We start from the raw sequence: 12,078 nt of genomic DNA on the forward strand, positions 1-12,078 counted from the left end.
AACTGTGGGAGCTGGCTTGCCTGCGATGGCGATCACTCAGGCAATAAAAATTTAGAGCTTGCCGAACGCGCCAGCAGGTCTTGTGCTGCTCCCACTGGCCTCATCGCGGGCAAGCCCGGCTCCCACATTGATCGAGTTTATTCAGGATGAGCGCGGTCAACTGTGGGAGCTGGCTTGNCGGTCAACTGTGGGAGCTGGCTTGCCTGCGATGGCGATCACTCAGGCAATAAAAATTTAGAGCTTGCCGAACGCGCCAGCAGGTCTTGTGCTGCTTTCACTGGCCTTATCGCGGGCAAGCCCGGCTCCCACATTGATCGAGTTTATTCAGGATGAGCGCGGTCAACTGTGGGAGCTGGCTTGCCTGCGATGGCGATCACTCAGGCAATAAAAATTTAGAGCTTGCCGAACGCGCCAGCAGGTCTTGTGCTGCTTTCACTGGCCTTATCGCGGGCAAGCCCGGCGCCCACATTATTTGGGTTTCTGGTGCCCGGTAGTTACTCGGCATCCAGGTGCATTGGGGTAACAACCCGGCCATCTTTCTCTGCCTGGCCAAGGTTGGCATCGATGAAGTACACCCGGTCATCTTCCAGCTGGCCCTTGTCGACCAGATAGTCCTTGATCGTACTGGCACGGTCCTGGCCCAGTTGGCGCAGTAGCACGTCGCTGCCGCTCCAGAACTTGATCACGCCCTCGCGCAGCTTCGCCGTGCGTTCATCGCTGCCCAGGTCCTTCCACTCAGCCGGTGGCTGTTGCTTCAAGCGGGTGCGATAGATGCCTTCGAGCAACGGGGCTTTTTCCTTTTCCGGGACTTCAAGCAACGACGCCTGGGCCGGGACTTTATCGCCACGGCGCTGGAGTATCTTGTAGTAGTTGTACTGATACTCACGCTCAAGCCGCTCGGCGGCCAGGAACGGACCGTCGCTGCTGGCTGCCGCGGTCCCTTCGATCTCCAGGCGCAGGGCAGGGCGCTCCTTGAGGGCCTTGGCGAGGCTGTTCAGGGCCGACTCGGCGTCCTTGCTCAGCGCGCTGGAGCCTGCGGCGAACGATACGTTGCCCAAATCTTCCGAGCCGCCACCGGTCACCAACCCGCCAATAAACTTGAAGGGCGCCGTCGCCGCGCGTACCACCAGGTTGCGCAGGGTCTGCCAGACAATCGGCATCACGCTGAATTGCGGGTTGTTCAAGTCACCGGTCACCGGCAGCTCGATGGAGATCTTGCCGTCGGTGTCCTTGAGCAGGGCAATCGCCAGGCGAATCGGCAGGTCCACCGCGTCCGCGCTGTCGACTTTCTCGCCCAGTTGCAGTTGCTCCACCACCACCTTGTTCTCGGCCTTCAACTGGCCTTTGGTGATGATGTAGTGCAGGTCCAGGTTGAGCCGGCCCTTGCGGATACGGAACCCGGCGAATTTGCCCGAGTACGGTGTCAGGGTCGTCAGCTCGACGCGTTTGAAGCTGGTGGCGATATCCAGCGCGGCCATCGGGTCAAACGGGTTCACGCTGCCCTTGATGGTCACGGGGGCGTAACGGTCGACCTTGCCCTTGATGTCGACGCTGGCCGGCTTGGCCTGGCGGCTGTCGATGGTGCCGATCTGGCCGTTGAGTTGCTGGATGGCCGTGGCGAAGTTGGGGGTGAGGCTGAAGTCGGCAAAGTTAGCCGAGCCATCGTTGATTGCGACCTGGCCGATACGGATGCCCAGGGGCTTTTCGTTGCTCGCGCTGGATTTGGCGGCTGATTGGCTGCCTTTGTTGGCTGGCTGTGGGATCAGCAGGTCATCGACGTTGGTGGTGCGATCATCGTTGATCATAAAGCGGACATAGGGTTGCAGCAGGTTGATCTTGTCGATCGACAAGCTGTTGCCGTGCTGGTAGTTCAAGCCTTCCACCACCAGGCGCTGCCACTTGAGGAAGTCGCGGGTCTTGAGGGTGTCCAGGGTGTGCAATTGATCCACTTGCGCGCGGCCGGTGATTTGCAGCGCGAGGGGCTCGGTACTCTTGAGGTTCACATCCAGGTTGCTGCCCAGCATGCCGCTACGCAGTTCCAGGCGGATAAAGGGGCTGATGTAGGCCTGGGCAACCCGCAGGTCGATATCCTTGGTGTCGACCTTCAATTTGGCGCTGACCGGGTTCAGGTTGACCTGGCCGCTTGCCTGGATCTTGCCCTGCTTGCCCAGGCCACTGTCGATTTTCAGCGTGAAGGGGCTTTGGTTGAGGCTGTCGAAGTCTTGCACATCGACATTCAGCGGGCCCAATTCCAGCGCCACCGCAGGTTTTACCTGGCGGTCGGCCAGGTGCACCTGGTAGTTGCGCAGTTGCACATCCTTGAGCAGCACTTGCCACGGCTTGCTTGGCGCGGTCGGCTCGGGTTTGGGTGAGTCGGCGGTGGCGGGAGCGCTTGCTGGCTCCGGCTGGCTGGCCGGCTTGCTCGGCTGGCTGGCGAACAGTTTCTGCCAGTCCAGTTGGCCGTCGGCTTCGCGGGCGGCCCAGGTTTCGAGCTTGTTGCTGCGGATCTTGCCCACGATCACTTGCTGCTTGGCCAGGTCGATCGAGGTTTCGCTGATATCCAGGCGCTCCAGGCGCGCCAGTGGCCGGCCATCCGGGGCCTTGATCGCGAAGGGCGCGATGCTCGCGGAGACGTTGGTCAGGTTCAGTTCGGTTTCTTTGGCCAGGTTGAGCTTGTAGTCGGTGCTGAAATTGAGCACGCCATTTTCCAGAACCAATGGCACGGCGTCGCGCACATAGGGCCACCAGACCTTCATCTTGCCATCCGTGACCTTGAGCTTGCCTTCGGAGGCGATCGGCACCAGGCTGAAATTGCCGGTCCAGTCGATCTGCCCACCCTCTGGGCCGGCAGCGACCAGGGTCATGTCGGCATTGTCCTCGGGCAGGGTGCTGAGGTTTTTCAGCTCGAAGTCGAGTTTGTCGTAGAGAAACTCAATGGGCTCGCTGGGGCGCAAGTCTTCAAAATGCACGTAGCCGCCTGCCAGCTTGATGCGCTCGATGCGCAGCGGGAAGGGTTTGCTTTCGGGGTCGTCGGGCGTCGGTTCGCTTGGCGGCAATTTGAACAGTTGCGCCAGGTTGAGCGTGCCGGACTTATCGAACAGGATTTCGCTCTTCGGCTTGTCCAACTGCACATCGGCCAGGTGCAGGGCGCGTGTCCAGAGGCTGTCGATCTGCAGATTGGCGTAGAGGCGTTCAAAACCGACCTGTTCCTTGCCGGGGTCACCGATTTTCAGGTCCCAGAGGGTCAGCTCCAGGCTGAACGGGTTGAGCTCGATACGCTCGATACGGGCCGGCACGGTGGCGTAGTTGGCCAACTGTTGGTTGGCCACACGCAGCGCTATACCGGGCAGAATCAAAAAGCCCAGCAAGCTGTAGAGTGCAAGGGCGGTCAGCAAGGCGCCTACGGCGCGAATCAATCCTTTGGGCATGGGTGACGCCATCTATGTCGATCAGGAGTGCCTTGGAGTATGGCACGGGTTTGCGGTTCCGAAGAACCGCGCCTTTATTGCGATAACCCAGTTCTTTCAGGGCAATCCTACAGTTGTAGGATTAAAGTCTTCAGCGGGGGTTGCTGGTCTTGTGAGGGAAAGTCGGCGCCGGGTGTCATCACTTTCCAGTCGCGTACGGGCCGGCCAGCCTTTTCGGCGCAGCGCAAGACCTGCTCGCGCCAGTCATCCATGCTGACTTTTGCCAGGTTGTTGCAGCAGATCAGCACCCCATTGTCGGCGGTGGCCAGCAATGCCGGCTTGAGCAGGCTCTGGTAGTCACGCAGCAGGTCCACGGTGCCAAAGGCGCTCTTGGCCCAGGCCGGCGGGTCGAGCAGCACCAGGTCATATGGCCGTTGCTCCAGGCGCGGGTAGCTGGGCAGTTTTTGCCCGCGACGCTGGGTGATCGGCAGCCCGGCCAGTTGGCGGATGGCCGGGAAGTAATCGGACTGTACAAACGTCATGGGCGGAAGTTGCGGGTTCAATTCGCCGTTTTCGCGACCGACCGCCAGGTTGCCCTCGGCGAAGTCCAGGTTGCACACCTCGCGGGCCCCGCCGGCGGCGGCGCTGAGGCCCACGCCGCAGGTGTAGGCAAACAGGTTCAGCACGCTTTTGCCGGCACTGTGCGCCTTGACCCAGCCGCGGGTGTTGCGCAGGTCCAGGAACAGCAGCGGGTCCTGCCCGGGGTGGCGGCCGCGCACGCGATAGTTCAGGCCCCACTCGTGGCCGACCAAGTCCTCCAGGGCGGCAGGTTCGGCGCGGTATACCGTGTCTTCCCGGTCGATACGCGAGTTGCCTCGGGAGCGGTCGTTATAGACCAGCAGCAATTCCAGGCCCAGGTACTGGTTGATCATCAGGTGCAATTGCAGCAGCGCCTGGCTGTCCAGGGACTGGTGAAAGCTCTGCACCATCAATTGCGGGCCGTAACGGTCGATGGTCAAGCCACCGGCGCCTTCCTGGCTGCCATGGAACAGCCGGTAACAGTCGGTGCCTTGGGCATGCAGCTCGGCGAGCAGGTCTTGGCGATGGTCGAGGGCGGCGCGCAGCGCCTGATTCAGGGACGACATGGAGCGCGCCTTGCTGGGGAATTGAAGCGCGCAAGTTTAACAGCTCCTACAAGGGGTTGCGTCGTTACAGCAAGCCCATCCGCCGGTGGGCCCGTTGCACCGAGCCATTGCGCATCGCCCAGCGCAGCAGGGGCGCACTGCGCTTGACCCCGGCGCGCACCAGTTGGCGTTGCAGCGGGCTTTGCTGTTGCTCCAGCATGTCGCTGGCCCAGTCCGGCAGCAGGTCGATGCCGGCCTGCATCATCAGTGCGCCGAACGGCTTGGCCAGCACGCTGGGCGCCGGGGCATTGAGCAACAGGCGCAACACTTCACGGCTGCGTTCGTCACACAGCAGTTGCGGGCGAATACGTTGCAGATAATCAGAAATTTCCTGCCGTGAACGCGGCACATGCCGAGCCCCCAGTTGTTCGGCGACCAGGGCAATCTCGCTGTAGTAGCGGTCCTGGTCCCTGGGCGATAAGTCCGGGTTTTTGTAGCGCAGGTGCGCCGCGAGAAAGCTGCTGACTTCCGCGACATGGACCCAGGTCAGCAATTGCGGATCACTGGCTGCATAGGGGCGCCCATCCGGTGCGTGCCCGACCACTTGCAGGTGGATGGTGCGCACTTTTTCGATCAGCCACTCGGCATCGCGACGCGAGCCAAAGGTGGTGCCGGAAATAAACTGCGAAGTACGCCGCAGGCGCCCGAGCATGTCCTGGCGAAAGTTGGAATGGTCCCACACCCCGGCCAGCGCCAGGGGATGCAGGGCTTGCAGCATCAAGGCGCTGATGCCGCCGATCAGCATGCTGCTGAAGTCACCATGGACCTTCCAGCTGACAGAGGCCGGCCCGAACAGGCCTGGGTCGCCCTTGGGGTTTTCCAGGTCCAGGTTGCCCAGGGACAGACCTGTCAGGCTCATCAACTGGGCTTCGATACGGTTGCGCAGAAATTCCATGGCGGCTTGGGGGTTCCTATCGGTTCAGGCGCTTGTCGATCAGGCCGTCGACCACGCTGGGATCGGCCAGGGTCGAGGTATCGCCCAGGCTGTCCAGCTCATTGCAGGCGATCTTGCGCAGGATACGCCGCATGATCTTGCCTGAACGGGTTTTGGGCAAGGCCGGCGCCCATTGGATCAGCTCGGGCTTGGCGAAACTACCGATTTCCTGGCTGACCAGTTTCAGCAGGTGTTTTTTCAGCGCGTCGTCGGGCTCGACGCCTTTTATCGGCGTGACAAAGGCATAGATGCCCTGGCCCTTGATGTCATGGGGATAGCCGACGACGGCGGCCTCCGCCACCTGGTCATGCAGCACCAGCGCGCTTTCCACCTCGGCGGTGCCGATGCGATGGCCGGAGACGTTGATCACATCATCGATGCGCCCGGTGATCCAGTAGTCGCCATCCTCGTCACGCCGTGCGCCGTCGCCGGTGAAGTAGTAGCCGGGGTAGGGCTTGAAGTAGGTGTCGACCATCCGCTGCGGGTCGCCATACACGCTGCGGATCTGCCCCGGCCAGCTGGCTTTGATCGCCAGGACACCACTGCCGGCGCCGCTGATTTCCTGGCCCTGTTCGTCGAGCAAGACCGGCTGCACCCCAAACATCGGCTGCGTGGCGCAGCCGGGCTTGATGCGCCGGGCGCTGACCAGCGGGCTGAGCATGATGCCGCCGGTCTCGGTCTGCCACCAGGTATCGACAATCGGGCAGCGTTGCTCGCCGACGGCATTGAAATACCACTCCCAGGCGTGCGGGTTGATCGGCTCGCCGACACTACCGAGCACTCTCAGGCTGGCCCTGGAGGTGCTTTTCAGGGGGCCTGGCCCCTCGCGCATCAAGGCCCGTAGGGCGGTGGGCGCGGTGTAGAAAATATTCACCTGATGCTTGTCGATCACCTGCCAGAAACGCGAACTGTCCGGGTAGCTTGGCACCCCCTCGAACATCAGGGAGGTGGCGCCATTGGCCAGTGGCCCGTACACGATATAGCTATGGCCAGTGACCCAGCCGACATCGGCGGTGCACCAGAACACCTCGCCCTCGCGATAATCGAGCACGTATTTGAAGGTCATCGCCGCCTGCAGCAGATAGCCGCCGGTGGTGTGCAGCACACCCTTGGGCTTGCCGGTACTGCCGGAGGTATAAAGGATAAACAACGGGTCTTCGGCACCCATCGGTTCGGGTGGGCACTCGCCGCTGACTGCGTCCACAGCCTGTTGATACTTGAGGTCGCGCCCCTCGGTCCAGGCCACGGCGGCGCCTGTGCGCTCCACCACCAGCACCGTCGTGACATTCGGGCAACTGGCCAGGGCCTTGTCGACATTCTGTTTCAGTGCCACGGGCTTGCCGCCGCGCACGCCTTCGTCGGCGGTGATCACGGTGCGGCAGTCGGCATCCAGAATGCGGTCGCGCAGGGCATCCGGTGAAAACCCGCCAAACACCACCGAGTGCACCGCGCCAATCCGCGTGCAGGCCAGCATCGCGTAGGCGGCTTGTGGAATCATTGGCATGTAGATACACACCCGGTCGCCTTTCTTCACGCCACGGCTTTTCAGCACATTGGCTAGGCGGCTGACGTTTTGATGAAGTTGGCGGTAGGTGATTCTGGAGGATTTTGCAGGATCATCGCCTTCCCAGATAAAGGCCGGCTGATCGGCACGTTGTGCCAGGTGACGGTCAATGCAGTTGTAGCTGACGTTCAACTGGCCGCCGGCAAACCACTGCGCGGCACCGCTGTTGATATCGCAGTGCTGGACGGTCTGCCAGGGTGTGCTCCAATCGAGCAGCGCCTTGGCCTGTTCGGCCCAGAAAGTATCGGGGTGTTCGATGGATTGACGATAGAGGCGCTGGTAGTCCTCTTGACTGAGTTGCGCGGCTTGGCGCACTGCATTGGCATGGGGAAACTGGCTGATATCGAACATTAGGGATCCCTCTTCTTGTTTTATAGATACAAGAACTCAAGGCGGGTCCTGTGGAAGCTGGCAAGCCAGTTTCCACAGGGGGCGCTTGTGCAGGTTCAATCCCTGATTGTAGTGTCGATCACATCAACCGCGGTGACGACCACGGAAGTAGTTGATCAAGCCCTGGGTGGAGGCATCGTCGGCCGAAGTTTCCTCGGCGCCCGTCAGGCGGTTGTAGACGCCCTTGCCCAGTTCCTTGCCCAGCTCCACGCCCCATTGGTCAAAGGCGTTGATGCCCCAGATGACGCTCTGCACGAACACCTTGTGCTCATACATCGCCACCAGCGCGCCCAGGCGGCGCGGGCTGATCCGTTCGACCACCAGGGTGTTGCTCGGGCGGTTGCCTGGGATCACCTTGTGCGGGGCCAGTTTCTGCACTTGGTCTTCGGCCATGCCTTTGTCACGCAGTTCGGCTTCGGCTTCGCTGCGAGTCTTGCCGAGCATCAACGCCTGGCTCTGGGACAGGCAGTTGGCATACAGCCACTGGTGATGGTCGGAAACCGGGTTGAAGCTGACGATCGGCACAATGAAGTCGGCCGGGATCAACTGGGTGCCCTGGTGCAGCAACTGGTGATAAGCGTGCTGACCGTTGCAACCCACGCCACCCCAGATCACCGGGCCTGTGTCGGTGGCGACCGGCGTGCCGTCCTGGCGCACGCTCTTGCCGTTGGATTCCATATCCAACTGTTGCAGGTGTTTGGTGATGTTACGCAGGTAGTGGTCATACGGCAGGATCGCATGGCTCTGCGCACCCCAGAAATTGCCGTACCACACACCCAGCAGGCCCAGCAGCACGGGCATGTTCTGCTCGAACGGGGCGTTCTGGAAGTGCTGGTCCATGGTGTAGGCGCCAGACAGCAGTTCCTTGAAGTTGGACATGCCAATGGCCAGGGCGATCGGCAAGCCGATGGCCGACCACAGCGAGTAACGGCCACCGACCCAGTCCCACATCGGGAAGATGTTCTCTTCGCGGATACCGAAGGCCACGGCCGCCGCGTTGTTGCTCGACACGGCGATGAAGTGGCGATACAGCTCGGCTTCCGAGCCACCCTGGGCCAGGTACCAGGCGCGGGCGGCCTGGGCGTTTTTCAGGGTTTCGAGGGTGTTGAAGGATTTCGACGAGACAATAAACAGCGTGGTCTCGGCGCGCAGCTTCTGGGTCAGCTCGTGGAACTCACTGCCGTCGATATTCGCCAGGTAGTGGCAGCGCACGCCTTTATGGGCGTAGGACAACAGCGCTTCGGAGACCAGCTCCGGGCCGAGGAACGAACCACCGATGCCGATATTGACCACGTCCGTGATCGGCTTCTCGGTGTAGCCGCGCCACAGGCCGTCATGGATACGGCCCACCAGGTCGGTGATCTGGTTCAGCACCTTGTGCACGTCGGGCATGATATTGGTGCCATTGACCGACAATTTGTCGCCCACCGGACGGCGCAGCGCAGTGTGCAGCGCCGGGCGGCCTTCCGAAGAGTTGACCGGTTCGCCGTCGAACAGCGCCTTGATGGCGCCTTTGAGGTCGACTTCGTTGGCCAGGTCCACCAGCAGGTCGCGGGTTTCAGACGTAATCAGGTTTTTCGAGTAATCGAGGAACAGTCCGCAGCTGCTCAAGGTGAACTGGGTAAAGCGCTGGGGATCGGCATTGAACGCGTCGCGCATGCTGAAATCCTGCATGGCTTGGCGATGTTGATTGAGCGCTTGCCAGGCGGGCAGAGCGGTAACGTCATGAGGGGTGCGGTAATACGCCATCGCTGCGGGTTTCCTTTTTATTACTGGGACTACTTTTGGGACACTTGAATGTCCGGAACGTCCGACTTTTATCAAGCAGGCACTGAGAAACGGCGGGTTCCGGTCGAATGCGTCTACGCCAACACTAGCGTCGGGCGTTTACATTAAACCTAGCGTGTCGATATGTCTTGGCTTTGTCTGCGCACAGGCCGGTACTTTTTTATACCGGGGCCTGGGAGGCGCTACAAACCGAATGTGGGAGCGGGCTTGCCCGCGATGGTGGTGGGTCAGCGACAAATACATCGACTGACAGTCCGCCATCGCGGCGATGCGGCGACCCGACAAGCCCGCTCCCACATGAGGATATTGCCAGGCTTAAACGCTGAGGTTGAGGTGCAGGTTGTCGATCAACCGGGTCGCGCCCAGGTACGCGGCGACCAAGATCACCACATCACGATCCTCGGCGGTTGCCGGGCGCAGATGCTGGCCCTGGCGAACTTCCAGGTAGTCCAGGCGCAGGCCGGCAGCCTCGATGTGTTGGATCTGCTCGGTACGCAGCTTGGCATAGTCGCGCTCGCCATTCTCAATGGCGGCGGCGATATGACTGAGGCTGCGGTACAGCACCGGCGCAATGGCGCGTTGTTCTTGCGTCAGGTAACCGTTGCGCGAGGAAAGCGCCAGGCCGTCCTCGGCGCGCACGGTGGGCTCGCCAATGATCTGGATCGGCATGTTCAGGTCGCGCACCATGGCGCGAATCACCGCCAGTTGCTGGTAGTCCTTCTGCCCGAACACCGCCAGGTCAGGCTGGACCATGTTGAACAACTTGCTCACCACCGTCGCCACGCCCTCGAAGTGACCCGGACGGCTGGCGCCGCACAGGCCTTCGGACAGTTGTGGCACGCTGACCCGGGTCTGCACCGTCATGCCGCCTGGGTACATCTCGTCAACCGTGGGCGCGAACAGCAGGTTGCAGCCCGCCACCAGCAGCTTTTCCTGGTCGGCGGCCAGGGTGCGCGGGTACTTGTCCAGGTCTTCGCCGGCGCCAAACTGCAAGGGGTTGACGAAAATACTCGCCACCACGAAGTCGGCTTGTTCGGCGGCCCGTGTCACCAGTGTGGCGTGGCCGGCATGCAGGTTACCCATGGTCGGCACGAAGCCGATGCGCTTGCCGGCGCTGCGCGCGTGAGTGACGGCGGCCCGCAGTTCGCGCAGGGTTTTGACGGTGTTCATGCAGAGAATCCGTGTTCGAGGCCCGGGAAGGTAACGGCTTTGACTTCGGCCACATAGGCGCTCAGCGCGGCCTGGATGCTGTCCTGGCCGGCCATGAAGTTTTTCACGAACTTGGGCGCGCGACCGGTGAGGGTCAAGCCGAGCATGTCGTGCAGCACCAGGACCTGGCCGTCAGTCGCACTGCCCGCGCCAATACCGATCACCGGGATTTTCACGGCCTGGGTGATTTCTTCCGCCAGTTCGCTTGGCACGCATTCGAGCACGATCATTGCGGCGCCGGCCTGCTCCAGGGCGATGGCATCGGCCCGCATCTGTCGCGCCTGGGCTTCATTGCGGCCCTGGACCTTGTAGCCGCCGAGGATATTCACCGACTGTGGCGTCAGGCCCATGTGCGCGCACACCGGTACGCCGCGTTCGGCCAGCAGGCGGATCGACTCGGCGAGCCACACGGCCCCTTCGATCTTGATCATGTGCGCACCGGCCTGCATCAGCTTGCCGGCATTCTGGAAGGTCTGTTCGAGGGTGGCGTAGCCCATGAACGGCAGGTCGGCAATGATGAAGGCGCCATTGTTACCGCGCTTGACGCTGGCGGTGTGGTAGGCGAGTTCATCAGTGGTGACGGGGAGGGTGCTGTCATTCCCTTGAAGAACCATGCCCAGGGAGTCGCCTACCAGTAACACCTCGACGCCGGCCTGGCAGCAAGCCTGGGCGAACGTGGCGTCATAGCAGGTCAGCATGGCGATTTTTTCACCCTTGAGTTTGAGGCTCTGCAAGGTGGTCAGGGTAATGTCTGGCATGAAAAGGGTCCTCGTTCAGGCGCTTGGAAACAGCGAGTAACGCGCGTGAGTCTTCGTTTATACAGGCGCACTTTCTTCAGAGCAGTGCTTATAAGGCCTGGATTGCGCCCTTCAGCGCCGGGTTGGCGGCAGCGGGACGCCTATAGTCGTGAGGAGGACTCTGGAAGTCAATTGGATGTGTTACCGCATTGTTACGAGGGAGGTGTTACCGCTGTTACTGATGCGATTCAGCAGGCTGGAACGCTTTTTGGCTGGCGCTGAAGATCAATGTAGGAGCTGGCTTGCCTGCGATGGCCTTACCGCGGAGTGCCTGACACACAGCGGTGAGGCCATCGCAGGCAAGCCAGCTCCTACAGGGATTGAGGGAGGCGTTCGAGGCCGACGAACGGGCATCCGGCGAGCAGATCACTGAGCAGGCGGCCGTCAGGCAGTTGCAAAGTGGCAGGCGCCAGTTCAGCCAGCGGATACAGCACAAACGCTCGCAGATGCATTTGATAGTGCGGCACCTTGAGGCGCGGCTCATCGATCAGGCGTTTACCCAGCAGCAGGATGTCCAGGTCCAGGGTGCGTGGGCCCCAGCGTTCAAGGCGCTCGCGGCCCTGGTCGTTCTCGATGGCTTGTAGCGCGTCGAGCAGTTCCAGCGGGGCGAGGGCGCTATCCAGCGCCGCCACGGCATTGGTATAGCGCGGCTGGCCGGGGAGCAGGGAATCGCTTTGATAGAAGGCAGAAACACCGACGAGTGTGGTGTTCGGCAACTGCGCCAACGCCTCGATGGCGTTGCGCAATTGCTGCTGCGGGGCAGCAAGGTTGCTGCCCATGCCGATGTAGATACGTTCCACCGTGC

The 12,078-nt window shown here is 61.6% G+C and carries 8 protein-coding genes; all 8 read right to left on the bottom strand.

Features of this window, described 5'->3' with window-relative positions; all coding sequences use genetic code 11:
* Positions 1–494 precede the first annotated feature (494 nt).
* The 8 genes from AO268_RS23760 to folK all read right to left on the bottom strand — a co-directional run bounded on the left by AO268_RS23760 (position 495) and on the right by folK (position 12,073).
* On the bottom strand, positions 495–3,428 hold the full coding sequence (locus AO268_RS23760) for a DUF748 domain-containing protein (protein WP_099170028.1): 2,934 nt from the start codon (positions 3,426–3,428) through the stop codon (positions 495–497).
* 107 nt (positions 3,429–3,535) lie between these two features.
* Positions 3,536–4,552, bottom strand: a complete 1,017-nt coding sequence (locus tag AO268_RS23765; protein ID WP_099170029.1) for a class I SAM-dependent rRNA methyltransferase — start codon at positions 4,550–4,552, stop codon at positions 3,536–3,538.
* 64 nt (positions 4,553–4,616) lie between these two features.
* Positions 4,617–5,486: an oxygenase MpaB family protein gene (locus AO268_RS23770; protein ID WP_076962750.1), complete on the bottom strand. Its 870-nt coding sequence runs from the start codon at positions 5,484–5,486 to the stop codon at positions 4,617–4,619.
* 16 nt (positions 5,487–5,502) lie between these two features.
* Positions 5,503–7,440: an acetate--CoA ligase gene (gene acs, locus AO268_RS23775; RefSeq protein WP_099170030.1), complete on the bottom strand. Its 1,938-nt coding sequence runs from the start codon at positions 7,438–7,440 to the stop codon at positions 5,503–5,505.
* 123 nt (positions 7,441–7,563) lie between these two features.
* A complete protein-coding gene (gene pgi / locus AO268_RS23780; protein ID WP_099170031.1) occupies positions 7,564–9,228 on the bottom strand; it encodes a glucose-6-phosphate isomerase in 1,665 nt (554 codons plus the stop codon).
* Positions 9,229–9,582: 354 nt separating this feature from the next.
* Complete coding sequence (gene panC / locus AO268_RS23785) at positions 9,583–10,437, bottom strand: pantoate--beta-alanine ligase (protein WP_099170032.1); 855 nt, start codon at positions 10,435–10,437, stop codon at positions 9,583–9,585.
* Entirely contained in the window at positions 10,434–11,234 is an 801-nt protein-coding gene (gene panB, locus AO268_RS23790) for a 3-methyl-2-oxobutanoate hydroxymethyltransferase (protein ID WP_076965045.1), read from the bottom strand. The genes panC and panB overlap by 4 nt, the downstream gene beginning before the upstream one ends.
* A gap of 350 nt (positions 11,235–11,584) precedes the next feature.
* Positions 11,585–12,073: a 2-amino-4-hydroxy-6-hydroxymethyldihydropteridine diphosphokinase gene (gene folK, locus AO268_RS23795; protein ID WP_099170033.1), complete on the bottom strand. Its 489-nt coding sequence runs from the start codon at positions 12,071–12,073 to the stop codon at positions 11,585–11,587.
* Positions 12,074–12,078 lie beyond the last annotated feature (5 nt).

The organism is Pseudomonas sp. ICMP 8385 (assembly GCF_002699915.1).
Lineage (GTDB): Bacteria > Pseudomonadota > Gammaproteobacteria > Pseudomonadales > Pseudomonadaceae > Aquipseudomonas > Aquipseudomonas gessardii.